Source organism: Leptospira chreensis (assembly GCF_016919165.1).
Taxonomy (GTDB): domain Bacteria; phylum Spirochaetota; class Leptospiria; order Leptospirales; family Leptospiraceae; genus Leptospira_A; species Leptospira_A chreensis.
The window spans coordinates 136,948-162,061 of record NZ_JAFFPS010000031.1 but is presented as its reverse complement, the minus strand read 5'-3'; the positions used below and the strand labels follow the sequence as shown (position 1 = coordinate 162,061).

The 25,114-nt window shown below is 41.4% G+C and carries 20 protein-coding genes; 7 read left to right on the top strand and 13 right to left on the bottom strand.

Annotation, left to right across the window (positions count from 1 at the left end; all coding sequences use genetic code 11):
* Nucleotides 1-4 precede the first annotated feature (4 nt).
* Nucleotides 5-1,312, bottom strand: coding sequence for an ATP-dependent 6-phosphofructokinase (locus tag JWG41_RS10190; RefSeq protein ID WP_205269818.1), 1,308 nt, complete (start codon nt 1,310-1,312; stop codon nt 5-7).
* Between the two features lie 84 nt (nt 1,313-1,396).
* On the opposite strand from JWG41_RS10190, the gene JWG41_RS10185 reads away from it, so the two are divergent.
* Complete coding sequence (locus tag JWG41_RS10185; RefSeq protein ID WP_205269817.1) at nt 1,397-2,218, top strand: hypothetical protein; 822 nt, start codon at nt 1,397-1,399, stop codon at nt 2,216-2,218.
* Here the strand turns inward: JWG41_RS10185 and JWG41_RS10180 are convergent.
* The 9 genes from JWG41_RS10180 to JWG41_RS10140 form a co-directional block, all read right to left on the bottom strand.
* Nucleotides 2,211-2,600, bottom strand: a complete 390-nt coding sequence (locus JWG41_RS10180) for a hypothetical protein (RefSeq protein WP_205269816.1) — start codon at nt 2,598-2,600, stop codon at nt 2,211-2,213. The two genes, JWG41_RS10185 and JWG41_RS10180, sit on opposite strands and share 8 nt — an antisense overlap.
* A gap of 161 nt (nt 2,601-2,761) precedes the next feature.
* The gene (locus tag JWG41_RS10175; protein ID WP_205269815.1) at nt 2,762-3,055 is read right to left on the bottom strand and encodes a hypothetical protein; all 294 of its coding nucleotides are present in this window, start codon (nt 3,053-3,055) and stop codon (nt 2,762-2,764) included.
* Between the two features lie 33 nt (nt 3,056-3,088).
* A complete protein-coding gene (metH, locus tag JWG41_RS10170) occupies nt 3,089-6,805 on the bottom strand; it encodes a methionine synthase (protein WP_205269814.1) in 3,717 nt (1,238 codons plus the stop codon).
* 61 nt (nt 6,806-6,866) lie between these two features.
* Nucleotides 6,867-7,166, bottom strand: a complete 300-nt coding sequence (locus JWG41_RS10165) for an indolepyruvate ferredoxin oxidoreductase subunit alpha (RefSeq protein WP_205269813.1) — start codon at nt 7,164-7,166, stop codon at nt 6,867-6,869.
* Nucleotides 7,167-7,214: 48 nt separating this feature from the next.
* Nucleotides 7,215-8,534, bottom strand: a complete 1,320-nt coding sequence (gene ahcY, locus JWG41_RS10160; protein ID WP_205269812.1) for an adenosylhomocysteinase — start codon at nt 8,532-8,534, stop codon at nt 7,215-7,217.
* Complete coding sequence (locus JWG41_RS10155; RefSeq protein ID WP_205269811.1) at nt 8,518-9,507, bottom strand: ArsR/SmtB family transcription factor; 990 nt, start codon at nt 9,505-9,507, stop codon at nt 8,518-8,520. The genes ahcY and JWG41_RS10155 overlap by 17 nt, the downstream gene beginning before the upstream one ends.
* A 65-nt stretch (nt 9,508-9,572) precedes the next feature.
* Nucleotides 9,573-12,113, bottom strand: coding sequence for a methyl-accepting chemotaxis protein (locus tag JWG41_RS10150; protein WP_205269810.1), 2,541 nt, complete (start codon nt 12,111-12,113; stop codon nt 9,573-9,575).
* A gap of 76 nt (nt 12,114-12,189) precedes the next feature.
* Nucleotides 12,190-13,317, bottom strand: a complete 1,128-nt coding sequence (locus JWG41_RS10145; protein ID WP_205269809.1) for an Lsa36 family surface (lipo)protein — start codon at nt 13,315-13,317, stop codon at nt 12,190-12,192.
* A 52-nt stretch (nt 13,318-13,369) separates the two neighbouring features.
* Nucleotides 13,370-14,290, bottom strand: coding sequence for a DMT family transporter (locus JWG41_RS10140; protein WP_205269808.1), 921 nt, complete (start codon nt 14,288-14,290; stop codon nt 13,370-13,372).
* A gap of 44 nt (nt 14,291-14,334) precedes the next feature.
* Between JWG41_RS10140 and JWG41_RS10135 the strand changes: the two genes are divergently transcribed.
* Entirely contained in the window at nt 14,335-14,637 is a 303-nt protein-coding gene (locus JWG41_RS10135) for a hypothetical protein (protein ID WP_205269807.1), read from the top strand.
* A gap of 11 nt (nt 14,638-14,648) precedes the next feature.
* Here JWG41_RS10135 and JWG41_RS10130 read toward each other — a convergent pair whose 3' ends face one another.
* Entirely contained in the window at nt 14,649-14,927 is a 279-nt protein-coding gene (locus JWG41_RS10130) for a TIGR04454 family lipoprotein (RefSeq protein ID WP_205269806.1), read from the bottom strand.
* Nucleotides 14,928-14,992: 65 nt separating this feature from the next.
* On the opposite strand from JWG41_RS10130, the gene JWG41_RS10125 reads away from it, so the two are divergent.
* The 5 genes from JWG41_RS10125 to JWG41_RS10105 all read left to right on the top strand — a co-directional run bounded on the left by JWG41_RS10125 (nt 14,993) and on the right by JWG41_RS10105 (nt 22,550).
* A complete protein-coding gene (locus JWG41_RS10125; protein ID WP_205269805.1) occupies nt 14,993-15,337 on the top strand; it encodes a VOC family protein in 345 nt (114 codons plus the stop codon).
* A 66-nt stretch (nt 15,338-15,403) separates the two neighbouring features.
* Nucleotides 15,404-17,464, top strand: a complete 2,061-nt coding sequence (locus JWG41_RS10120; protein WP_205269804.1) for a methyl-accepting chemotaxis protein — start codon at nt 15,404-15,406, stop codon at nt 17,462-17,464.
* Between the two features lie 7 nt (nt 17,465-17,471).
* A complete protein-coding gene (locus JWG41_RS10115) occupies nt 17,472-19,544 on the top strand; it encodes a methyl-accepting chemotaxis protein (protein WP_205269803.1) in 2,073 nt (690 codons plus the stop codon).
* Nucleotides 19,545-19,811: 267 nt separating this feature from the next.
* Nucleotides 19,812-21,590, top strand: coding sequence for a M61 family metallopeptidase (locus tag JWG41_RS10110; RefSeq protein WP_205269802.1), 1,779 nt, complete (start codon nt 19,812-19,814; stop codon nt 21,588-21,590).
* Nucleotides 21,591-22,550: a magnesium transporter CorA family protein gene (locus JWG41_RS10105; RefSeq protein ID WP_205269801.1), complete on the top strand. Its 960-nt coding sequence runs from the start codon at nt 21,591-21,593 to the stop codon at nt 22,548-22,550.
* On the opposite strand, the gene JWG41_RS10100 is transcribed toward JWG41_RS10105, so the two are convergent.
* Together JWG41_RS10100 and JWG41_RS10095 are read right to left on the bottom strand one after the other, a co-directional pair.
* Complete coding sequence (locus tag JWG41_RS10100; protein WP_205269800.1) at nt 22,551-24,371, bottom strand: hypothetical protein; 1,821 nt, start codon at nt 24,369-24,371, stop codon at nt 22,551-22,553.
* Nucleotides 24,372-24,374: 3 nt separating this feature from the next.
* A complete protein-coding gene (locus JWG41_RS10095) occupies nt 24,375-25,112 on the bottom strand; it encodes an SDR family NAD(P)-dependent oxidoreductase (protein WP_205269799.1) in 738 nt (245 codons plus the stop codon).
* Nucleotides 25,113-25,114 lie beyond the last annotated feature (2 nt).

Sequence of the window (25,114 nt, the reverse complement as noted above, 5' to 3'; positions counted from 1 at the left end):
TTGATCAGCCTTTCGCTTTCATAGAATTCGGTTGGCCTGTGGAGGCAAGAAGAGCTCGCCACAAAGTACTCCTCTCAGGTCGCAACACCTTCCGCTCTGCAATGGCCAAAGAAATCGGCATCACAGTAAATACGTTATTCCAAATCCCTACCACACAACCCGTCCGACCGGCAAAGGCAGCGTGGACTGCGTTTTGTGCAAGAAACCCACAGAACACCGAGTCTTCCGCATTGGCAGGAACAGACCGAATGATATAACTTGGATCTATGTATTTTAAATTCAGAGTGGTTCCTTCTTTTTTGAAGTACTCGGTAATTTTATCCTTAATGAAGATTCCAATATCCGCCAACTTCTTGTTACCCGACTGGTCTTTTTCCCCTTTGTCTTCAAAGTATTTTTGACCCGCACCTTCGGCCACTATGATCACCGCATGCCCTCTCTTTTGCACCCGGTCTTTTAGGACGGTAAGAAAGGCACCCTCCCCTTCTAAATCAAAATCAAGTTCTGGGATGAGGACAAAATTTACATTTTTGGAGGCAAGAGCCGAATTCACAGCTATGAAACCAGAATGCCTTCCCATCAGTTTCACAAGCCCAATCCCATTCGGAGCCCCTTTGGCTTCTTCGTGAGCACAGTTCACAGCCTCTACCGCCTTACTAAAAGCAGTCGAAAAGCCAAAAGTCTTTTGTACATAATTGATATCGTTATCAATCGTTTTGGGAATGCCCACAATGGCGATGTCTTCCTTTCGTTTACGCACTTCTTCTTGGATGGCCTGGGCTCCCCGAAGGGTTCCATCTCCCCCAATACAAAATAACATCTTCACTCCATACAGGAATAAAGTATCGACCATATCTCCAATATTTTGGTTCCCACGCGAAGATCCTAAGATAGAACCACCAAAGTTCATGATATGAGCCACTTTGTCGGGAGTGAGTTCGATAGGTCTATGTCCAAATTTTTTCACAAGGCCTTCATATCCAAAAGGAAATCCCAAAATACGGGGCACTTTGTACCGGTAATGGAGCTCCATCACAAGGGCTCGAATCACATCATTGATTCCTGGGCAAAGACCGCCACAAGTCACAATGCCTGCAGTGACTTCTTCCGGTCGAAAGTAGATCTTTTCTTTGGGGCCCGCTTGTTCAAAGAATACGGGACTCGTTTCTACCGTCTTTTTAGCGTCGGCGGGACCGGAAAATATCGTTTGGAAAAGAACGACGGAGTTGTCTTCCGTCCAATAGTCGTAGGCAGCAGGATTCGGGATGGTACAGGGTCCAAATTGTTCGACCTTGGTATCGTTTTCATTCATCGATAAAACTTATAACAAAAAAAGAGAGAGAAGAAAGCAAATTTCATTGCCAAACTAAGGAAAAGCAGGCATAAATGCTTTTAGATGCTTAAAAAGATAGTAATCCTTACCTCTCTCGTCTCAATGACGAGCCTTACTCTTTTAGCACAGGGTTTGCCTTTTTTTTCGAGTTATTCTTTCTCTGACCCCAGAGCGTCTTTATTCCAAGTGGGCGGGTCGCATAACGGAAATTTGGCGATTCTAATCCCATTTCGTTTCCCGAAGGAACTAGAACTCGGGTATGATGGCAAACTTCCTAAATCCGATGACCCAATGGCGGGGATTCAAATTTTTTCCCCCATCATTCCTTTCTCTACATCGAACCCTTATAGAAATCCAGAAGGGAATTTTGATGTTCGCCCTGAACGAATGAACTCAGCCCTACTTTCCTACCAACCTAACGTCACTTATGTGTATTACCGCAATGGTTTTACTTTTGATTTGGGACTGAGTATGGGAATGTCCATGAACCAAGGGGCTTCTGGTTATGTGGATATTGCTGAGTCAAGAGTGCGAATCAAATACCGACTCAATCGCAACTTGTTTTCCTTTATTAAAAATTCTCGTTGGGAACTGTTCTTACAACTTTCAGAACTCCACCGTTTTGATAACGATATCAACAGTCGTCTCAACTCTTCCATTCGTGCCCAAGAACCTTCTCGCACCAACTTCGTGGGAAGACAAGTCTACGTAACTCCAGGGATTAGCATTTCCAATAGCAACCTAACTTTCGAAGGGATGGTTCGGGTTCCCATCAACGCAAGGGAAGCGGGTCGCACTTTAGATGAACTTTGGGCACCGGAAATCCAAGGGAACTTGGGTCTCAAATACTATATGCCTGTCGCGGCATCGTCTCACTCTAATTAGTTAATTTCCATTCAAAACTAGCCAAACTCGCCACCACAATCATTTCTAAAACAAAATACAACTCACCCCAAACCGTGGTTTGTTCTAAATTCAAAAGCAAATAAACCATAGTCACCAAACAGTAGGAAAAGTTTGCAATCGCAATCACCCGTAAAAAAAATTTCCACTGGAACGGATTCAAAAAATAACATAACAACGAATATATGGCATACACTACAGGTATTATGGATAGAATATAAAGTGTATCTAATGGCATACCGAGTAGGTCGATAAAGAGAGGTAATACAAAAGCGAGTAACACTGCCGAAAGGATGGCACCGAGGCCATCCACAAGAAATATGTATCGGCGATTGTTTTTTAAAAACGTAAATTGATCTTTCATGATTCTATTTTTCCTTTGGGGCACATCGAATTTGATTCCATACTAGAATCGGATTTTAGACCGACCGGGCTCTTCGCTCCAATCTTTCCAAAATGATTTTGTTTCCATATTGTTTTTACTAACAGGAAAGGATTTCCGCTTTCGATCCCTTGTGCGGGACTTTAGGTTTGACTCGAAAACCGCTTCCAAGACAAATCTACATCCATCTTAGAAATCATTTCTTTTTTACGAGAGATCCGAAACTCGTGTTTGTCCCAAACAATTAAGGTTTCTTCTGTGGGACAACTGGCTTCCCCGCAACTGACTTCTAGAATTTCAAGCTCTGTCTCTTTCGGAATGTTTGTATATTCCTGAAGCCAAGTCGCGAGTTTGGAATGAAAGGGGAAACCGCCGCCAAGCGTTCCTTTGGCGACCGATTTCCATCCATGGTTATGGTTACTTTGAATGAAAGCCATTAAGATTCCCCCTAAAAGATGTACACTGACTCTTTAAGTCTTAGACTTACGCGACGGGTCATAGTTGAGAATTGGTGACAACCAACGTTCCACTTCTGATTTTTCCATCGCTTTGTCTTTTGCATAATCTACCACTTGGTCTTCGTTAATCTTACCAATGGCAAAATACCTTGAGTCTGGATGAGAGAAATAATACCCACTCACACTACTCGCCGGCCACATCGCACAGGATTCTGTAAGTTGGATCCCTGCATTTTTTTCCACATCCAGAAGTTTCCAAATTTTCTTTTTCTCTGTATGATCAGGACAAGCTGGATATCCAGGTGCCGGACGGATTCCGCGATATTTTTCACGAATCAGGTCTTCGGTCGTTAGATTTTCATCCTTTCCAAATCCCCACTCTTCGCGCATTCTATGGTGCATATACTCAGCGAAAGCTTCTGCAAATCGGTCTGCAAGTGCCTTTACCAAAATCGAATTATAATCGTCTTGTTTGGCTTCGTATGTTTTTGCTAGTTCATCAATCCCATGCCCTGCAGTGACTGCAAAAAAACCGATGTAGTCGTTTTTATTTTTCTCTTTAGGAGCAATAAAATCCGCCAAACTATAGTTTGGTTGGTTTGACATTTTGGTAGTCTGTTGGCGTAACATAGGATAGAGACCCAAAGATTTAGTTTTGGCATCATCTTCAAAAATCTCTACCATTTCCCCATGAGAAACTGCCGGAAACATTCCCACTACCGCTCTTGGTTTGAGGGATTTGTTTTCTAACATTTCTTTTAAAATGATTTGTGCATCGTTGAACAAAGAAGTGGCTTCCTTTCCAATGATCGCATCTTTTAAAATTTGTGGGTAACGGCCTTTTAGTTCCCAAGCCAAAAAGAAAGGAGACCAGTCAATAAACGGAAGTAAATCTTTCAAATTTACGTCGTCGATGTTTTTCACTCCCGTAAAACTTGGTTTTGGTGGAGTATAGGAATCCCATTCTGCATGGAACTTGTTTTTGATCGCATCCGCAATCGGCAAAATGTTTCGTTCGTTTTCTCTAGAATAAAATTCTTCGCGGATTCTGGATTGTTCTTCCACGATAGACTTTGCATAATCCACCGCTGTTTGTGGGTTCAGAGCACTATTCATCACGTTCACAACACGAGAAGCGTCCATTACATGAAGGACTGGCTTCGAATACTGCTCGGCAATTTTCACTGCGGTATGTGCAGGTGAAGTAGTGGCTCCACCAATAAGAAGAGGCACTTTAAATCCTTGGCGTTCCATTTCTTTGGCTACATAAACCATTTCATCGAGAGAGGGAGTGATAAGCCCCGAAAGACCAATGGCTGCTACATTTTCCTTTCTAGCAGTTTCTAAAATCTTTTCACAAGGGACCATCACACCAAGGTCTATCACCTCATAATTGTTACATGCAAGTACAACCCCCACAATATTTTTTCCAATATCGTGAACATCACCCTTTACCGTAGCAATAAGGAATTTCGCCTGTTTACTTTCGTCTTTTTGATTTCTTTTTTCTTCTTCCATGTAAGGAAGTAGGTAAGCCACGGCTTTTTTCATCACCCGCGCACTTTTTACCACTTGCGGAAGGAACATCTTACCGGCACCAAACAGCTCCCCCACTACTTTCATTCCATTCATGAGAGGCCCTTCAATCACTTCCAGGGGCCTTGCAAAACTAGTGCGAGCTTCTTCTGTATCTTGCGTTACAAATTCATCAATCCCTTTCACCAGAGCATGAGTGAGTCGTTCTTCCACAGAACCACTCCTCCATACATCGTCTTTCTTTTGTACTTTTGCTTCTCCATGGAAGGTAGCGGCAGCATCAATCAAACGTTCGGTGGCGTCAGGACGACGATTCAAAATGACATCTTCAATCAGTTCTAATAGATCTTTTGGGATTTGTTCATACACTTCGAGCATCCCTGCGTTCACAATCGCCATATCCATTCCGGCTTGGATGGCATGGTATAAAAATACGGAGTGCATCGCCTCCCGAACCGGGTTATTCCCGCGGAAGGAAAAGGAAATATTACTTAAACCCCCAGATACCTTAGCACCGGGACAAACTTGTTTGATCTCACGAGTCGCCTCAATAAAGTCCATAGCATAGTTGTTATGTTCTTCAATTCCTGTTGCTACCGTGAGGATGTTCGGATCAAAGATAATATCCGTGGGATCAAAATCTAGTTTTTCCACAAGAAGGTCGTACGCCCGCTTACAAATGCGTACTTTGTCATCTTTCGTTGCCGCCTGGCCTTGTTCGTCGAAAGCCATTACGATAGCAGCAGCACCAAATCTTTGTATGGTGCGTGCATGATCCAAAAATGATTCTTCCCCTTCTTTCAAAGAGATCGAGTTCACAATGGGTTTTCCTTGAATGCATTTCAAACCTGCCAATAGAACCGACCATTTGGAAGAATCCACCATAAAGGGAACTCGTGCAATGTCTGGTTCCCCTGAGATCAAGTTTAAAAACTTAGTCATCGAGGCTTCGCCGTCAAGGAGGGCTTCATCAAAGTTAACGTCGATGATATTGGCACCGGCTTGTACTTGTTGGAGAGCCACTTGCACCGCTTCTTCAAAGTTTCCATCTAAGATGAGTTTTTTAAATTTAGGAGATCCGGTTACGTTATTTCTCTCTCCCACATTGATAAACCCTTGGTCTTTGGTGAGTTTCAATGGTTCGAGTCCTGCAAAAGTACTGAGTTTTGGTTGTTCTTTTATGGGACGAGGAGCGATGGTTGCGACTGCTTCTTTGGCCGCACGGATATGATCTGGTGTTGTACCACAACAGCCACCTACGATATTTAAAAAACCGGACTCCGCAAAGTTTTTCATCCAACCACCAAACTCTTCTGGTGTTTGGTCATAACCACCAAAGGCATTGGGTAGACCCGCGTTCGGATAACAAGACACATAACAATCGGCCACACGAGAAAGTTCCTCGATATAAGGACGCATTTCCCCGGCCCCGAGCGCACAGTTGATTCCAACGGCGAGAGCTTTTGCATGTTTGATCGATACGTAAAAAGCTTCTCCTGTTTGCCCAGAAAGGGTTCTTCCTGAAGCATCCGTAATGGTCACAGACAATACAACAGGGATACGAATTTTTCGTTCTTCAAATACCTTTTCAATGGCATAAATACATGCCTTCAGGTTCAAAGTATCAATATTAGTTTCTGGTAAAAGTAAATCCACACCACCATCAAGAAGGGCAGAAACTTGTTCGTGAAAACAATCCACTAACTCATCAAAGGTGACCGCACGATATGCCGGATTGTTCACATCGGGAGAAAGGGAAGCCGTTTTTACTGTAGGCCCAATCGAACCCGCAATGAATACATCCGTTTTCCCTGTTTTTTCTTTGTATTTGGCGACTGCATTTTTAGCGCAAGTTACGGCAGCAAGATTTAGATCCCGAACCGCTGATTCCATTTTGTAGTCCGCTTGCGAAACAATGTTCGAACTGAATGTATTGGTTTCGATGATATCGGCACCGGCTTCTAAGTATTCTAAGTGGACAGATTCAATGATATCCGGGCGAGTGATGGCCAAAACATCGTTATTTCCTTTAATGGAACAAGGCCAATCCTTAAAACGATCTCCACGGAAATCATCTTCTTCCAAAGAATGTCTTTGGATCATGGTACCCATAGCACCATCTAAAACGAGAATTCTCTCATTTATTAATTTTAAAAGGTTTTTAGAAGAAGGATTTGTATATTCAAATTTCATATAATTATATTAGTATATAGTAAAAGGGTGCATAACTTTCGATATACACCCGTAAAATCATTTATTTACTCGAATCAGAACACTTTGCACCCTTAAGAGGTGGTTTCGTGTTTACTATGACCGGGTATTTGGTTGCTTCTTGTGCATTGACTTCAATAGAAGGTTTGTGTTTTTCCGGAACATCATAGTCCGGGAAAATCGCATCAATCGGGCATTCATATTGACAGGCATTACAATCAATACAAGTGTCCGGATCAATGTACAGAGTGTCCGGAGCTTCATGAAAAGCTTCCACGGGACAAACTGCTGCGCAACTTGTGTATTTACAATCAACGCAAATTTCAGTTACAACATAAGCCATGAGAAACTCCAAAGCCCTTCTTGAATTTTATCAAAAAGGGTAATTTTTTTAGTATCGGTAGTGGTCAGGTTTGTACGGACCTTCGAGTGGAACACTGATATAATCAGCTTGTTTTTGAGATAGTTTTGTTAAACGAACTCCCAACTGTTCCAAATGAAGAGCTGCCACTTTTTCATCCAAGTGTTTTGGAAGGCGGTGAACACCCAATTCGTATTTTGTAGTGTAAAGTTCAATCTGAGCCAAAACTTGGTTTGTGAATGAACTAGACATTACGAAAGATGGGTGACCAGTAGCACAACCAAGGTTCACAAGTCGACCTTCTGCAAGAACGATAATCGATCTTCCATTAGGGAAAGTATATTTATCTACTTGTGGTTTGATTTCTTTTTTGATTACGTCTTTTTCTGAATTCAAACGAGACATTTGAATTTCTGTATCGAAGTGACCAATGTTACAAAGAATCGCACCGTCTTTCATCGCTTTCATGTTTTCAAGTGTGATGATGTCATCATTTCCCGTTGCCGTTACAATGATGTCTGCATTTTCGATTACATCTTCTACACGAAGAACTTGATATCCTTCCATTACAGCTTGAAGAGCACAAATTGGATCGATTTCAGTAACAATCACTCGTGCACCGAAGTTACGAAGAGATGCTGCAGAACCTTTTCCTACGTCACCGTATCCACAAACAAGTGCTACTTTACCAGCAAGCATCACGTCTGTTGCACGTTTGATTCCATCTGCAAGTGATTCACGGCAACCGTAAAGGTTATCAAACTTAGATTTTGTTACCGAGTCATTTACGTTGATCGCAGGGATTTTAAGAGTTCCCGCTTTCAATTTTTTATGAAGTGCAATTACACCTGTAGTTGTTTCTTCAGAAACACCTTTGATGTCTGTAAGAAGTTGTGGGTATTTTTCATGAATGTAATGAGTTAGATCATGACCGTCATCAAGGATCATGTTTGGTCCTTTACCACCGTCAAAAAATAGTGTTTGTTCAATACACCACCAGTATTCTTCTTCTGATTCGCCTTTCCATGCAAATACAGGAATTCCTGCTTTTGCAATCGCAGCGGCAGCATGGTCTTGAGTTGAAAAAATGTTACAAGAGGACCAACGAATGTCAGCACCTAATGCAGCCAAGGTTTCAATTAGAACCGCTGTTTGGATTGTCATGTGAAGAGATCCGCAAATTCTAGCACCTTTGAGTGGCTTAGAAGTTCCAAATTCTTTACGAAGAGCCATAAGGCCCGGCATTTCTTTTTCTGCCAAAATGATCTCTTCTCTTCCCCATTCTGCAAGAGAGATATCCTTCACTTTAAATGGCAATCTTTCCGTTTTTGTTTCAGTTGCTGTGGACATATTGTCCTCCTTCTTCCTTTGTTGCTTTGATAGTTAAAATTTTAAAACTAGATTCTGTTTGGATCTCATTCATAGATCCGACTCTAAAACCTGCATTGGACAACCATGACTCAAATAGTTCTGGTTCAAATCCAAGCCACAAGTCTGCAAAATTATCACGCATATACTCTGCATTGTGTTTTGCTAAATCAACAATACACAATACCCCACCTGGTTTCAAAACCCGAGACACTTCTTCGAGGACTGTGGGTGGATGCGAAATATGATGCATGACCATAGAGGCGACAACAGCGTCACAAGAGTTAGTTGCCAGTGGCAAATGTTCCATGGGCGTTTGAATGAGACTCACACTGGGATTTTTCCCATAATTGGACGAAGCACTTTCAATCATTTTCGAAGAGTTATCCACTCCTGTCACATGTTTGGCCTTGTTCAAAAGAAAAGGAATGAGTCCACCCGGTCCACAACCCAAATCCAAAATGTTTTCACATGTCGGGAGCTCTTGTAACACCCAAGACCGGTAGAGTTTGGGATGTAAGGTCTCTTCTTGTAATTTCTCCCAACTCTCGGCCACGGTATCAAAAAAGGACTTTGATTTGCGTTCCCGAGTTTCGAGGATTTGGTGGACCATCTTTTGGTCCCTTTCCCTGGATGGAAGGTCTTCTTTGTAGGATAATAGTAGTTTGGTAAGTTCTAAAGGGAACTTTAAATTGGTATCTTCTTCTTCCGGAAGGAAACTATACACAAGACTCCCTTCCCGACGAGAGCCAATAAGACCGGCCTCGGTCAATATCTTCAAGTGGCGGGAGATCCGCGACTGGCCCATTCCCAAAATCTCCACCACTTCGTTCACGGAAAAAGCCCCAAAACTGAGGATATGGAGGATCCGAATCCGAGTTTCATCGGAAATGGCCTTTGTGGCAGAAAGCAGGTGGCCGGAGGGCCTAGAGGTAGAGAGGGTTTCTATCGCCATATCCTAGATATCTACATATCAAGAAATCTTGATATGTAGACTCCGGCAAGCAAATTTCTCCGATTTTAGGAGATTTTGAAGAAATTGATCTTTCGTTTCAGAGTTTCTGCCAAATTCGCGATTCCGTTGGAAGTGGCTGTCATCTCTTCGAGACCTGCAGCTGTCCCTTGGGTCAAATCATTGATACTGAAAATGGCCTGCGCCACCTCACCAATGGCATTTTTCTGCTCTTCCATGGATAGTCGGATGGCCTGGCTGATTTGATTCACCTTGTCCACCTCTTCCCCTACCTTTTGGTTGATGATAAGCTGTTCTTTGGTGCTTGTCTCAATGGAATCGGTCATTTCATTGAAGGAACTCACACCTTGGATGATCCTTTGGATGAGGGAAATGGTGGTTTCGATATTTTCTCGACCACTTTCAATTTCCTTTTCATTCGCTTGGATGAGCTCCCCAATGTCATTGATCGAACTTGCCGTTTTTTCAGCTAATTTCCCAATTTCATCCGCAACCACAGCAAATCCCCTTCCATACACTCCCGCACGAGCTGCCTCGATCGCAGCATTTAACGCCAGTAAGTTGATTTGTTCTGAGATATTATTAATGATTTCAATGACACTTCCAATTTCCTCAGAACTGTTACTGATTTTGGTGATGGAATTTCTCATCGAATCAAGGGAAGCTTGGCCTGAGCGAGCTTCTTCCGAAATGAGAGTTACATCCTTCGAAGCTTTACCCACTTGTCTTCCCGTCGCTTCGATCAAACTAGAAAGTTCTGCCATTTTTAATTTCAAAAAATCAACTTTGCGGAACTGGTCTTCGGCCTGTGCATCCACGTTTTGGACTGCCGCAGAAATCTCTTCGATCGAAGCCGATATTTCTTCTGCAGAAGCCGCTTGCGTTTGGGCGTTACCAGACAACATATTGAGGGAAGCTGACATCTGTTCTGCGGATGATGCAAGGTCTTCTGAGAATGCTTGGTTGGATCCCACAACTTCTGAAATTTGTTTTAGAGTGGCATTGAGCCCGCGCGCCAGTCTTGCAAACTCATCCGACGATTCTATTTTCGCATTATGACGCAGGTCACCCACTTCAATGTCATGGAGGATTTTTCCAATGGTTCTCATTGGTTTGAACCTTGCAGTAAACAATAGATAAATGGCTATGGCGATAAAAATAGCACCGACAATACTAATGATTGTTAGTCCGCGAAGGGAAGAAAGACTTTCAACTTCGATTTCTTTGATATCAATGGTTGAAAAGAATTGGAGACCATATCTTTCACTCACCTTTCTTCTAAGTAAAAAAGTGGATCCTTCCCATGGATTTCGGAATGAATCTAATTCCCCTGCATTTTTTGCGAGGGCCTCAAATTCAGAATTTTTAAAACTATGCATTAAATACTTCGGATTGGGATGATACACCATCGTAGATTGTTTATCTAATAAAAAGGAATATCCGGTAGTTCCAATTTTTACATTTTTAAGGAAGGATTCCATGGCTTTTCCCACAAGAAACGGCATCCCTACCATTCCAATGATAGTCCCATTTGCGTTTTTGACCGGGCCTGTCACCATAATCACAATACTACCGTTAATCGGAGATTTGACAGCCACACCGACATGGATTTTTCCCTCTTTGGCTGCATTGATATTTTCTAAAACTTCTGGATTGGAAGAAAGAGAATAACCCACGCTGGTGCCATTCGGAAGGCCCGAAGCTACAATCGGGGTTCCTTCTTCAAAGGAAGCAATAAACGCATTTTCTAAGAGCAATTGAGAATCATCCAAAACTTTTGCCAAGGTCGGTTCTGCGAGTTTGTAATTTTTAGTTTCGAGAGCTGTTTTCACCGCAGGAGAAACAACCAATCCTTTTAAATTGGTTTCCACCGATTCAAAATACACATGAATCCCAGCTTCGTTACTTTGATTGAAGTTGTAGAGTTGGTTCGAAAAGGCTTTTTCTAAAGACTTCGCATTCGTATTGAATGCATAAATCAAAAGGAAAATAGAAAGCACCATAACCATAAGTGAAAACATAATTGGAACTGTATTTCTTAGGTTTCGATAATAAGGAGAGACTCTTTCTTTTAGTTCGGATTGAAGAATCTCATCTTCCAAAACCAAATGCGAGGCCTTTTCCAAAAGGATAAAAGAGAAAATTACATTCAGAAGGGCTGTGAGGATGAGAACACAAACGATATAAAACGAATCCGACTTACTAGTTTCGGGAAGGTAAAGGAGAGGACCAATGACGATAGGAAAAGCCATAATCCACTGAGCACTTCCCACCACCGCACCGACCACAGGCATCTTGGCAATTAAGTTCCAAACGGCCACATAGGTTTTGGGATCTTTCTCTGCTTGGGACTCGAGGGCAACGAGTCCGTCTTTGATGGCCTTTAATCTTTTTGGGAAAATGAAAGCCGGTAGAATGAGACTGGTAAGTCCTGCTGCTATCGTCGCCCCAATAAAGGTCTTCACCTGAGTGGGACTTAAATCAACATAGAAAAGAATGAGAGCGATTCCAATGGGAACCACGACTCCTAAAGAGAATACTTGGGAGGCGAGCGTGAATGCCCTTGCGTAGCGTTTGTATAATTTCATTGAAACTTAGACCTAGGACTTAAGGTAAATTTCGCAATCGGTACGGCAAGGTTTTATGGATTTCCCCGAAGTTTTCCTAAAAGGAGAGTTTGACTCCCAGGTTTGCAGAGTAGAGATCCTTGCCACCATACAATCCTTCCGCAATGACCTTTACGAGAAACAAATCCAACTCCAATCCAACAATCCCGTATCCAATCCCACGTTTGGAATGAGACTCGCCAGCCGCACGAAATCCAAGAGTGGCATTGGGATTTTGTGCGAGAAGTTCTCTGTCCAAAACAGATTGGTATTCACGAGGGAGTTCCAAAGGAAGAGAATCGTTTAGGGTGACAAGAAAAGGGCCACGTCTCGAGAGGGAGGCAGAATTACTTCCCGAATTCCAACTATAACCCCCACCTACGATCACATTGGCGATCCAAAACACGCCAAGACCCGTACGTAAATCTACATTTGTAGTTTGAACCTTGGTATTAAAAATGAAGTTCGTGTCTCCGCCCCACTTTCCTTTTACGCCTTGGAATTCAATTTGGGAAGCCTTACCTTCTAGGTAACTGAGGCTCATGTTTTGTTCCATCACATGATGGCCCACTCCCACATTGATCCCGTTCCAAGTGATGAGGTTCATTAAAAAACCTTCTTTTTCCACCAATTGGTACCGGACCATACCACCATACGAGCGTACGGCGATGCGACCTTCGTAATTTTTATTATTAGAAGCAGCTTGGATTTGATCTTCTGTGACGGCAATGTTCATCCCATGGAGAAAAATCCCGATCCGACGAATGTATCCACCTTCAGAAGTTCCGAGTAACCATCCAGGATTGATGTCCAAATGAAAGGAAGGAATGACAGCACCACCGACGTTCGGAAGTTTTGGGTATTTGATATAATCATCTTTGATTTGGATGTCGTCTTTTTTGTATCCCGCACCCGAGACACTCACACCAAATTGAATGCGACGGACAGTACCTGTTCCGATATTACTTGCGCCTATGTTGGCAAGAAAACCAGCTTCCAAATTGGTTTTGAGTACTTCGTTTAAGTACCCAGTTTCGAATTTTTTAAGGGAACCATTCCCGGCTTCCGTAAGTGTAGATGGTAAAAAACCACAGGCTGATCCTTCACAAGTAAATTGTGCATACAGTTCCCCTTGAGACACTGTTGTGACAAATACGAGTAGAAGCAGCAGATTTCGCAATTTCATATAGTTCCTTGATTCTCTACCTTCTGTAACAATTGGAAAGAAAAATTCTCTCCTAAACAGAGGCTTCTTTTGTTTTTTTTACCGAACTAATCCAAAAAACACCAGTGAGTACGAATAATGTACCAATGGCATGTAGTATAGTTATCGGTTCATCGAGTAGCCAATACGCAAGAAAAAGTGTCGACATTGGTCCAATCGATCCTACTATAGCGGCTGTTTTGCTACCAACACGTTTGATTCCTTCGGAAACAAAGATAGCAGGCACAACGGTATTCACAGTCCCCATAATAAAAGCAAGTGCATAGAATGAGAATGGTTGGATGAGTTCTTTATAAGTTCCAAAAATGGCAAAATGAAGAAACACTGCAAACGAAGAAATAATGAGAGCCCAAGCAGTGAATTTCCTCGCACCTAACTTGGGAATGATGGAACCACTCCCCATCAAATATATGGCGTAAGTCAAAGCGGAAAGCAAAATAAAAAAGGCTCCCAAACTCACATCTTTCGCAGAACCCAATTGAACATCTTGTCCATAAGCTATGGACACTCCGGTGTAAGTGAGAATGAGAGAAAAAACTTCCCGGAGATGGATCTTCTTCTTTAAAAATAAAAACGATAAAATAACAACAAGAGTGGGATAGATAAAAAGAATGATTCGTTCGAGGCCCGCACTGATATATTTAAGTCCAAGGAAGTCAAATAAACTGGCGAGATAATATCCCACAACCCCCATCAGGATGACATTAATCACATCTTTTTTGGTGAGCGGAGTTTTTCCTTCTTCTCTTTCCGCCTTCCAAGCAATCCAAGCCAAAAAAGGAAAGGCAAACAACATCCGAAAAAATAGAGATCCAATGGCAGAAATTTCATATCGGTAAGTCAATTTCACAACAACAGCCTTAGCGCTGAACAAAAGTGCCCCGATGAGAACAAGCACCACCCCTTTCCATTCTGTACTCAATTTTTCTTTCACAAACCCATCCTGAAAAATGCACTAAATCCCGATAGTTTTATTGAATGAGACTAACTTTGGTTTTAGGAATCTCTACGATTTTTGGTTTTGTCCTTTGGGCTGTGCCTGCAGCAGAAATTTCAAAACCTTTTTTACGAGTCTTTCCCAGTTTCCGACCAGAAGAATGTGAGGACTGGGCGATCCGACCTTTCATTTGTAAACAATGTATCTGGGAAGGAAAACGGTATGCGCAGGAAATTCGATTTTATGAACATGGGCCCTACCGGACTCACGGTTGTTATGCAGAACCTGGGGGATTTGAAAGTTTAGAGGAAGAGGGAAAAACCGGGAACAGAAGTTCCCGGTAGGATTTGTAAAATTATTTTTTTACACAACCCATGATGCCAGCGAAACCTGGAGCATTTTTCAAACAGTTAGGATCAAATTTTCCTTCCGTACACTGATCGATCATTTTTTGTTTACCTTGTTGTAATCCTGCGAGGACTGGTGCTGCTGCTGGATTCTTTTTAGCTTCTTCTTCAATTTGAGTGAATGTGCTAGCGAGAGCAGACTCACACTCTTCTTGGGTATAAACTTTGGATTTACAATTAGCCAAAAAAAGCCCGAGAGCGAGCGCCAGGATGAGGGATTTTTTCATGAAAAACTCCGTGAGATAGATTTCATGATAGCTTCTTTTTTATAAAGGGATTTGAAAACAAAAAAATGATTCACCACATTGCCATAGGTACTCCGAACCCTTCCAATTTAGCAGAGTTTTACCTCCAAATTCCAGGGGCCAAGAAAACCCAGGAATTTCATTATGAATCGGGAACGATCCGTTCCATTTGGATCGAGGTTGGGCCAACCATCCTGATGTTAGAGGAAGGAGTAAACAAGTCCCCACGCGCACTCGTTTTTTCCTTGGAACAAAATGAAAAATCAGAGTGGATCCAGTTTCTAAACCAAGTGCAGATCCAAAACAAAACTGATTTCACTGTATATTTTTTAGACAGTGATGGGAATCTACTGGGACTCAGTCAATATCCAGAAAAACTCACTCTCTTGTAAATTGTGTTTGAGAAAACAACTCACTTACTTACCGTAACATTCACTTAGGAAAGTAAATCCAAGAGAATGAACATCAAACAGAAGTTAGCCTTAGGAACATCAGTCATTACACTTTTTTCATTAGGAGTAATCCTCACCCTCATCTCTTATGTCATATATAAAAATGCCAAAGAAAATGCTCTAGAAAACATCTCCGTCCTTGCAGATAAGATCTCTCTGGATGTAGAAGATTATCTCTCCGCACCTTTAAATGAAGCTTTCCTTCTAAAACAAATTTTGCAAGAACCGAACCTTTTGGATCGGGATCGGATTTTTCGAATTCTGAATGTGATGACCGCATCGAATGAATCCATTCTCGGAACTTATGTTGTTTTCGAACCCAATGCCTTTGACGCAAAAGACTCTAACTATCGTAATGCGAATTATCATGATAATTCTGGTAGACTTATCCCCTATTCCGTGAAATCCAATGGAAAAATCATCATCGAACCGGTGGTGGGTTTTGATTTACCTGAGTCTGACTTTTACCAACTTCCTAAAAAAAACAAAAAAGTAGAACTCATCCCACCGTTTGATTATAAGGTGGATGGCAAAGATGTAACGATGATCTCTCTTGTGTATCCCGTGATTCGCAATCAAAACTTTCTTGGAATTGCCGGTGCGGATCTTTCTTTAGAAACCATTCGGGCTTACTTGCATAACCTAAAAATTCTAGAGGGTGCTGTAAAAATCACACTTGTGGCAAGTAACGGTTATGTATTATTCAATGGACTCCATCCTGATGTGAAGGATGTGCAGTGGAAAGATAAAGAAGACGTCTATGTAAATTTAGCTATGTCTTCCAAACAAAGGCAAAGTTATTCTGATTCTGAATACTTTCATGTGAGTTTGCCAATCCAACTCGTGGAAAACACAGCACCCTGGACACTTCGTATTTCTTACCCACAAGAAAAGATTACAAACGAAATTCAATTTATCTTTTGGATTGCCTTAGGTCTTGGAGTGACTGGAATTTTATTTTCTACTTTGGCCAATGTCATTATCTTTCGTAAACTTGTAGATAGCCGACTCCAAACCTTGATTGCTTTTACAAAAGATGCGGCAAGTGGAAATCTCTCCAAAGAAATCAACGATACCCACAAAGACGAAATTGGGAATTTGGTAGAGGCTGTGGTTGCGATGATTGAAAGCATTCGTCATATCTTAAGTGTCGCTCAGACTTCCGGATCGGATCTCACAGAGACATCTAAATTTATGGAACGAACCATCATCGAACTTTCTGATTTGGCACAAAGCCAAGCGGCATCTTCCGAAGAAGCAAGCGCAACTGTGGAAGAACTCAATGCATCCTCAGAAACAATCAACTCTAATGTGGTACAAGCTGTTGATAATTCTAAATCGATTCACGTTTCATTACAAGCCATCCAAACTCTGGTGCAAAACATCACAACAGAAGTGGAATCCTTTGGTCAAATTGCAGTCCTTGCCAATCAAAAAGCAGAAGAAGGACGCAATATGGCAGGGCTCACTTCGAAAGCCATTGAAGAAATCCAAGAGAAGTCCCTTGCCATTACCGAGTTTTCCGAAGTCATCTCCAATATCTCCGAAAAGACAAGCTTACTCGCGTTAAACGCTGCGATCGAAGCGGCAAGAGCCGGGGAATCGGGCCGAGGGTTTGCTGTGGTGGCAGAAGAAATTTCAAAACTTGCCGCCCAAGCCGCCGAATCAGTTTCACAGATCAACACCCTCTCAGAAGAAGCCTTACATTCCATCCAAAATGGGGGAACACAAGTCACGAAACTCATTGATTTGCTCCGAGAAATTATCAAGGAAGTTTCTGTAATCTTTGAAAAGGCTAGAGAAATTGTTCCCCTCATCCAAGACCAAAAAACAAGAACCGATCAGATTTATGTTGAGATTGAAGAGATTACAGATCTTGTTGAATCCATCCAACAATCCACAGAAGAACAAAAAAGAGCCACCTTCGAACTATCGAATATGACTATCAATATTTCCAATGGTTCCCAAATTCTTTCGGAACAATCGGAGACCATGTCGGCCAATTCTCTTCGTATGACAGGAATTAGTTCCAAAATTTCAGAAGTTTTATTGAAATTCAATTTATAGGCACAATATGAGTATCAAAAAGAAAATCATTCTAATTTCCCTGGCTGTCATTTCTGTCATCATCGCAGGGATTATGATTGTATTGTCTTTGGTAGTCAGATCCACTCTTCTCCATAACTTAGAGGAAGATACAGAATACATTTCCTCTAAAATCGTCGGTGACATTTCCCACCAACTGAGAGTCCCTTTAAACAAAACCTTTGCCTTCCGCAAATCCTTTGAAGATGGGGTGATCACTTCAAGACCTGCTGCCATTCGGTATTTAAAAACGCTAATCGCCGAAAAAGACATTGCTTTTGCTGCTTACTGCGGATTTGAACCCAACGCCTTTGACGGAAAGGATGCGGCGTTTAAGTTTGCACCGGACCACGACGGAACCGGCAGGTTTATCCCTTATATATTTCGTGATGGAGACAAAGTTCATTCAGAAGTGTTAAAAGATTTGGATGATCCCATCCAAGGTGAATTCTACCAAAAACCAAAAGCCACTTTAAAAACAAGCATCACGTCACCTTATATCTATAAGGTGGGTGGCGTAGATACTTTCATTGTTTCGATTATGGAGCCTATCCTACGCAATGGTAAATTCATTGGGATTTCTGGAATCGATATCAGCCTTGCCACGATAAAGAAGTATTTGGATTCTCTAAAATTTGCCGACGGAGAAGGAAAAATCACACTCGTCTCCGACAACCATTTGGTATTGTATGATGGATTCTCGAACCTTTCCGAAGGCCTTGACTTTCGCTCCCAAGCCGATGCATTTTTTTATGACCGTCTAAAGAACAAAGACAAATCCATTTATCGGTATCAGGGGTACTACCATGTAGCTGTTCCCATCACCATCATTGAAGACAACTCCCCTTGGTTTGCAAGGATCTCCATCCCCGAATCCCAAATCCAATCGACTCTGAATTCCATCCTCATCACTACCATAACTCTTGGAATTTTGGGTGTGGCACTCTCGACACTCTCCATCTACTTTAGTTTCCAACGACTAGTGGACCGAAGGATCAAAGCCATCAACTTATCCACTGACAAAGTAGCTTCTGGTGATTTGAGAGAATCCATCACCATTGATCAGTTAGACGAACTGGGAAGTATCATGGTAAGTCTAGACAAAATGATTGAACACTTACGCAAACTGATTCGGATTGCACAAAAATCTTCCGGTAAAATCAGTGAAACCACGGACAAAATCCAAGGAACCATTACCGAACTTACCGATTTAGCACAAAACCAGGCCGCCTCTTCGGAAGAAGCGAGCGCCACTGTGGAAGAACTCAATGCCTCTTCCGAAACCATTCATAGCAATGTCCTCAGCGCCGTTGAAAATACAGAAACCATTCACCAGTCGTTAGGTGATATCCAACAGTTGATGAAACGAATTTTGGAAAAGGTCAATTCTTTTGGAGAAATCTCCGTGCGAGCCAACCGCAATGCGGAAGAAGGAAGGATCATGGCAAAAGAAGCCTCCCTTGCCATCCGAGAGATCCAAGACAAATCCAAAACCATCACAGCATTTTCCAATGTCATTTCCGATATTGCCAAAAGGACCGGTTTACTCGCGTTAAACGCTGCGATCGAAGCGGCAAGAGCCGGGGAATCGGGAAAAGGATTTGCCGTGGTGGCAGAGGAAATCACAAAACTCGCAAGTCAATCCGCGGAATCGGTTTCCCAAATTAATGTTCTCTCTTCCGAGGCCCTCGATTCGATTGAACGTGGGAATGTGCAGGTGGAGAAACTTGTGGAAGTCTTGAAAAAAATCACGGATGAAGTATCCGAGATCTTTGTTTCTTCCAATGAAATACGACCGATGATTGAAGACCAAAGTGCAAGGACGGAAAGTATTTATTCGGAAGTGGCAGAGATTACTGACCAAGTCAAAGCCATCCAACTTTCTACAGAGGAACAACAACGGGCGACCAATGAATTGGCCAATATGACAGTCAATATTTCAAACGGTTCTCAAGTGTTATCGGACCAGTCTTCTTCTATGTCAGAAAATGCGGAAAGGCTCAGTCAAGTGACAACCACGCTGGATGAATTGTTAAAAAGTTTTAAGATTTCGAAGGAATAAAGGAATCTTTCCAAGCGACTGCATAAAGCCCGAAGGAGACCACCCGTTCGGAACTTGGAAAGACTGTGTCTGGTCGGTTTTGCAACAAAGCTTGAGGCGTTATTGCCCAGCCACCTCGCGAGTCAAAAATCTTGTGTCGTAACAACTACTATCCAATTAGACCACCTCCTCTGCTCATACCTTAGCTATGCCTTTTCTAGTACTATAAAGAAATAACGTCAAGAAAACATTTGATCAAAACTAAAAATAAAAGAAGATGGGGTTACCATGGCAAAAGAAGAACAGGAAAAAACCGCAAGTGATGTCGGCCAGTCTAACGCCCTAAAGCTGGATTTTGAAGTTTCCATTTTTGATCTCTACAAACACTACTTCCAGGTTCGGCTCCTTGTCCAAACAGACCAATCGGAGATGACTTTTTGTTTGCCCAGTTGGACTCCAGGATCTTATATGATTCGGGACTATGCCACCCACCTCCATAAACTCGAAGTCAAAAACGTAAAAACCGGAGAACCTGTATCTTGGGAGATGGTAGACTTACATCGTTGGAAATTAAAAAATTTACCTTCCGAATTCGAAATTTCTTATATCATCTATGCCTTTGAAGACTTTACCGTTCGAACCAATTATTTAGAAACAGAGTTTGGATTCATCAACCCACCCGCTTTGTTTTTATACCCAGAAGGAAAACTAGAAACACAAGCCGCAGTTCGATTCCAAGTTTCTCAATTTTTCCCTTTTGTGTATTCGAGTTTGGCTCGTAGCGAAGAAGACTCTCATCTATTTTTTGCCGAAAATTTTGACGAACTATTTGATTCCCCATTCCATTTGAGTAAACAAAACTCTGTATTTTTTACGGCGGGAACCACCAAACATGAATTACTTGTGGAAGGAGATGTGAATTTTGATTTCAAAACAAAACTCGCACTGGACTTAAAGCGAATCACAGAAACACAAATCGATTGGATGATGGACTCACCCAATCCTTATTATCTTTTTGTTTTGAACTTGAGTTTGCCGGCTTACGGGGGCCTGGAACATAGAGCCTCTAGTATCAACTACTTCAACCCAGACTTAATTTCGGATGAAGAAGAATACAAAAGGTTACTCGAACTTTTATCTCATGAATACTTTCACCTTTGGAATATCAAACGAATCCGTCCGATCGCCCTTGGACCTTTTGATTACCAAAAACCCAACCTAACTCGCGAGTTGTGGATTGCTGAAGGATTTACTAGTTTTTATGATGCTTATTTTCTCTACCATTCAGGATTTCTCACAAAAGAAGAATACTTATCCAAACTCCAATCGGACATTCTTGCTCTCGAAGACAACGAAGCCGATTCCTGGATGAGTTTAGAAGAATCTTCTTTTACAGCCTGGACCAAGTATTACAAACGAAACGGGAATAGCCACAATATCACTGTTTCCTATTATACTAAGGGTGGGGTCATTGCCTTGTGTATGAATTTATTTTTACTGAAAGAGTCAAAAGAAAGAAAAACCATCCGCCATGTATTCCAACAATTAAACGAAGTATTTGTCAAAACCAAAAACAGAGGATTCACCAAACAAGAGTTTTTTGATACAGTAAAAGATGTTACAGGTGTGGATTTAAAAACAGAATTTAATGATTATTTAGAAAACCCAAAACCAATTCCTGTGGACCATTATTTGGATATCATTGGAATCCAAAGGATCCAATCCGATCCAGCCGGCGAAACTGGATTCAAAACAAAAGAGAAAAACGGGAACCTATACATTCAAAAACTCCAACACAAAACGGATATCGGTTCTTTCGATTTAATGTTAGATGATGAAATTCTTGCCATCAACGGAAAACGGGCCACCCCAACTGCCTTACAAAAATTAGAAAAAAACCTGCACCCGGGAGAAAAATTCCATCTCATCCTATCTAGGGCTGGAAAAATAAAAGAGTCGATGATTACAGCTTCCGGATATTTCAAAACAAGAAAATTTGTGATAGCAGAAGACTCTTCCGATGACAGAAAAGAACTCAGAGAATTTTTCTTAAGGAATATAGTATAAATGCCAGCTCTCTTTAATTATATTTTAACTCCAACGAGTAAAGATGAAGTCCTTCTGGACAGACCTCTACCCCTCTCCCATAGACATCCGAAACATTGGATTCATATCACCGCAGAAAACGAAGAAAAACTCATGTTTCTCTTTCAAAAACATGATATCCACCAACTTACTATAGAAGACATTCTAAACCCCAATAGCCGGATCAAACTGGAGATCTTTCCTAACTATATATTTTTTGTTTTCCGAGGATTTCATTTTGAAAGAAACCAACTCACTCAAAAGAACTTCAACTTCATCCTAACACCAAACCAAATCATCTCTCTAACGCTAGACTACCGAGATAGTATTGGTGACTTGATCGACCAATGGAAGGTGAATAATAAAATTCTCGCTCGTGGGTATGAATTTATTGTACACAAAATTTTAGATATCGAAACAGACCATACACTAGCCATAACTCAAAAAATAGAAGAACGGATTGAACATTTTGAAGATCAAATTTTTAGCAATTCCAAATCACTCGATATCAGTAACGTATATAGTCTGCGAGCCAGTCTCCTATCGATCAAAAAAGGAATGTTACAAAACAAAGAAGTGTTAGAAGATTTGGAAAAAATTAAAAATAGTTTTTTTAGCGATGAAGCAGATGCTTTCTTTCGCGATGTAAGAGACCATTCCCTTAGGATTTTAGAACTTGTGGATAGTAATATTGAATCCATATCCTCGGCCCTCGAAGCTCATATTGCCATTTCTACTCGGAAAACCAATGAAATCATGAAAATTCTTACCATCATGACAGCCATTATGTTGCCGATGTCCCTTGTGGCTGGAATTTATGGAATGAACTTTCGGCATGTGCCCACTCTCGATTGGGAATACGGGTTTGCCTCTGCCTTGGGTAGTATGGGTTTTTTAGGGATTCTAATGTTACTTTATTTCAGAGTCAAACGTTGGTATTGATTAAATCAAACCACGAATTTGAACGAGGAGTTCTTTGTCTTCTGCCGGTGGATCCAACTCACCTCTTGTCCACTGGTTGAACAATTCCTTCAAACGTTTGTTCAGCGAATCAAACTCAGGTGAGTTCGGAAACAAAATCACAGAGTTTGGTTTCACCGTTTTTCCCGTTGTGGATATAAAAGCAAAATCAGGAATCATTTGTTCCAAAGTTTCTGCAGAAAATGCAGGATAATTAGAACCAAGCCAATCGACCGAAGGCAAACAATTCTTTTGAAAATAAGCATCACTCAAAGCAGAAATGAGAGCTCGTTTGAGTTGTTGTTTTTTTTCTTTTTCAAACCGTTCTTCTCTTTCTCTTAGTTTCTTTTTAAAGAAATTTTCCCTACGTTTTTGGTATAAAAACTGACGATCCATCTGTGCATAAGTAAGGATTGATTTTGCCTTCGCATAACCAGAGTTTACGATCGGAGACACTCCTAAATAATAGAAAAGTTTATAAAACCAAGGAATATAATTAAAATAAACCGTTTGCAGGTTTTTGCCATAGGTTTTTACAAAATCATCATCTTTGAATAGAGGTTTTAGTTCTTTTTCATTCAGTTCAATGATGGCTTTAAGATACAAAATATGTTCTGTAGTGAACCTATAATTTTGAAAGATTAGATGGTTGATGTCTTTGATATTGTTTTGGTTGTTATTCACAAAAACAGCAATTTTGGAATCCTGGTCATGCCATTCGGCAGAAAGAACTTTGGGATTCTTTCTTAAGAGATCCACAATGATGGTATCATGTTCATTGTCTTTTTCTAAATTGATTCGGAGGAGCCTGGAATCAAAGTCAAATTGGCTATCCAACATCTTCATATACACTTTAAGAAGTCGGTCCACCTCACGTTTTTTTTCCACCTCAGCAAATTTGGCCGCAATCTCCGCCACTTTCCGTAGGTTATTGACTAAAGGATAAAAACCATTTTCTTTCAGGATTTCTTTAAATCCATATAACATTTCAATTTTAGAACGGATCAGATCCACTTCGTTTGGTTCAGCATTCCCACTCACAGGTGTCAATGTATGGATTCTATCAAAGGCCAAACGAATCTCTGTATCGAATGCCTTTGCCAAAGGTTCCACTTTGGTCATTAAATACTCGTTAGCGATATGTAAAAAATTAGCGGCTTCCGACTCTGGTATGGAATAGAATCCTACATGGGGAAGGACAATGATCCGAGGATCCGCTTCCAACTCATCAATGATAAGACCACGAGATCTTGATAACATCTCCGCTGACGGTTGTAAGGGGAACTGTTTTGGTTCCAACATCCGATCCAACTCATCACCAGATCCCTTTGTTTCTTTATAATCAATGTCTGCCAGTTTGTTCAGGACATTACGCCAAGTATCTTCTGTTAGAATTCGTTTGGCTTGGATGTATTGGAATAAATGTTCGGTAGACCTTGCGATCAGTAATTTATAAGGTTCTTCTAAAGGCATTCCGCCGGGAAGTCCTACAAGAAAATTAACAAATCGTAATTCGCCCACATCGGCATCAAATTTGATTTCAAAAAGTTGGGTGGTCAGTCCATAATCAATGAGCTGCCAAAGTCCATCCAAAGCAGTTTCCCGATCCATTTTTAGTTTTTCAAAATTGGAATCTGTTGGGCGAAACAAATGCCCTGCTTCAATGTTTTCACGGGAACTTTGGATCTCCACTGTTTTCATAATGGACAAAGCTTCTTTTTGTAAGATGATCCCGGAAGACCTTCCTAAGGTTTCTTTCGTGGTGAGTTGTAGGAAGTGGTCGTGCGGGGGAGATATTCTCATAAGTTAAATGGCTGTGAGTCCGCCGTCGACAGTCCAATTCGATCCAGAAATGTATCCGGATTCTTTTTGAAGGAGGAAATTGACTACACGAGCAATTTCGGAAGGTTCTGCAATTCTTCGAACGGGTGTCTTATCTATGATTTTTGATTTATGATCGGAGATTTGGTCTTCTTGGATTCCCATCTTTGTGTCCACGTAACCTGGACTCACTGCGTTGGCCGTGATTCCATACTTTCCCCATTCATCTGCAACAGAACGAATGAATCCAACTAACGCATGTTTTGAGGAAGAATACGCAACTGAGTTGGCTGATCCCACAATGGATAAAGAAGAGGCAATGGCGACAATCCGTCCAAAACTTTGGTTTTTAAAAATGGGCAAAAGTAATTTGGATAATAGAAATAAGCTATTTACATTGATACGAAATATACTTTCCCATTCTTCAACAGAAACTTCGGTAATGGGATGGTAAGGCCCGCCAAATCCAGCGTTGTGGACAAGTCCAAAGATGTCCCCAGCCTCTGAACTCTCTTGGATGATTTTGGAAAGACTTCTTTCTACCACAAAGGGAGTTTCGGCCAAATCAACTTCTCTATAGGTCTCTTGTAAAATGGGGGATGCGGGGCGAACTTTGTCCAAGTTCCATACAGAGAACCCCGAAAGGACGAGGGTGCGCACAATCTCTCTTCCAATTCCACCACTGCCACCGGTCACGAGTACAATCGATTCCTTGAATTCCATGG

Excerpts from the sequence above, each read along its gene's own strand:
- JWG41_RS10180 (WP_205269816.1), bottom strand. The coding sequence starts at position 2,600 with ATGAAAGATCAATTTACGTTTTTAAAAAACAATCGCCGATACATATTT.
- JWG41_RS10150 (WP_205269810.1), bottom strand. The coding sequence starts at position 12,113 with ATGAAATTATACAAACGCTACGCAAGGGCATTCACGCTCGCCTCCCAA.
- JWG41_RS10110 (WP_205269802.1), top strand. The coding sequence starts at position 19,812 with ATGGCAAAAGAAGAACAGGAAAAAACCGCAAGTGATGTCGGCCAGTCT.
- JWG41_RS10095 (WP_205269799.1), bottom strand. The coding sequence starts at position 25,112 with ATGGAATTCAAGGAATCGATTGTACTCGTGACCGGTGGCAGTGGTGGA.
- JWG41_RS10165 (WP_205269813.1), bottom strand. The coding sequence starts at position 7,166 with ATGGCTTATGTTGTAACTGAAATTTGCGTTGATTGTAAATACACAAGT.
- JWG41_RS10125 (WP_205269805.1), top strand. The coding sequence starts at position 14,993 with ATGATTCACCACATTGCCATAGGTACTCCGAACCCTTCCAATTTAGCA.
- metH (WP_205269814.1), bottom strand. The coding sequence starts at position 6,805 with ATGAAATTTGAATATACAAATCCTTCTTCTAAAAACCTTTTAAAATTA.
- ahcY (WP_205269812.1), bottom strand. The coding sequence starts at position 8,534 with ATGTCCACAGCAACTGAAACAAAAACGGAAAGATTGCCATTTAAAGTG.
- JWG41_RS10175 (WP_205269815.1), bottom strand. The coding sequence starts at position 3,055 with ATGGCTTTCATTCAAAGTAACCATAACCATGGATGGAAATCGGTCGCC.
- JWG41_RS10130 (WP_205269806.1), bottom strand. The coding sequence starts at position 14,927 with ATGAAAAAATCCCTCATCCTGGCGCTCGCTCTCGGGCTTTTTTTGGCT.
- JWG41_RS10115 (WP_205269803.1), top strand. The coding sequence starts at position 17,472 with ATGAGTATCAAAAAGAAAATCATTCTAATTTCCCTGGCTGTCATTTCT.
- JWG41_RS10185 (WP_205269817.1), top strand. The coding sequence starts at position 1,397 with ATGCTTAAAAAGATAGTAATCCTTACCTCTCTCGTCTCAATGACGAGC.
- JWG41_RS10105 (WP_205269801.1), top strand. The coding sequence starts at position 21,591 with ATGCCAGCTCTCTTTAATTATATTTTAACTCCAACGAGTAAAGATGAA.
- JWG41_RS10120 (WP_205269804.1), top strand. The coding sequence starts at position 15,404 with ATGAACATCAAACAGAAGTTAGCCTTAGGAACATCAGTCATTACACTT.
- JWG41_RS10155 (WP_205269811.1), bottom strand. The coding sequence starts at position 9,507 with ATGGCGATAGAAACCCTCTCTACCTCTAGGCCCTCCGGCCACCTGCTT.
- JWG41_RS10190 (WP_205269818.1), bottom strand. The coding sequence starts at position 1,312 with ATGAATGAAAACGATACCAAGGTCGAACAATTTGGACCCTGTACCATC.
- JWG41_RS10100 (WP_205269800.1), bottom strand. The coding sequence starts at position 24,371 with ATGAGAATATCTCCCCCGCACGACCACTTCCTACAACTCACCACGAAA.
- JWG41_RS10145 (WP_205269809.1), bottom strand. The coding sequence starts at position 13,317 with ATGAAATTGCGAAATCTGCTGCTTCTACTCGTATTTGTCACAACAGTG.
- JWG41_RS10135 (WP_205269807.1), top strand. The coding sequence starts at position 14,335 with ATGAGACTAACTTTGGTTTTAGGAATCTCTACGATTTTTGGTTTTGTC.